The 540-nt window shown below is 34.1% G+C and carries 1 pseudogene; it reads right to left on the bottom strand.

The window, feature by feature from the left end:
- Positions 1-310: pseudogene (locus AB840_RS15695) on the bottom strand (hypothetical protein); the annotation flags it as partial.
- Positions 311-540: the final 230 nt, after the last annotated feature.

The following is a 540-nucleotide window of genomic DNA, read 5'->3' as shown; positions in this document are numbered from 1 at the left end:
GTAACAATGCAGCACATAAAGCAAGAGGACGATCATTGTTATCCCACGCGTCACGACCTTCAAACGTTTCATCTATCATGCGGCGAACAATTTCATAAACGCCTAAAGAGTGACCAAAACGACTATGTTCAGCTGTATGAAAGGAAAGATATAATGTGCCAAGTTGCTTAATTCTACGTAATCGTTGAAATTCTTTTGTCTTAACTAAATCCCAAATCAACTGGTCTTTAACGTGGATATACCTATGTATAGGATCTTTAAATACCTTTTCCTCTGCTAATTTACTCGTTGTATACGATGATTGTGTCATGTAATACCTCCTTTTTATGTGAGACTTTCATCAATGTCTCTGTCTTTGATATATATTTATGACAAATGTCTTAGAACGTCTTTTTCATTAAAGCCAAATTCATAACTTCGCCATACATTTCAGGTTGATATGAGCGAACCGTTTCAAATCCTTGTTCATTATAGAAGTGAATGCCTTCATTATTTTGATTATCTACTTCTAAATAAACCGTATCATATTTTCCTTTAAAT

This window comes from Megasphaera cerevisiae DSM 20462 (assembly GCF_001045675.1).
GTDB lineage: Bacteria > Bacillota > Negativicutes > Veillonellales > Megasphaeraceae > Megasphaera > Megasphaera cerevisiae.
The sequence above is the reverse complement of the archived record's forward strand: the minus strand, read 5'-3'. Positions and strand labels throughout refer to the sequence as shown.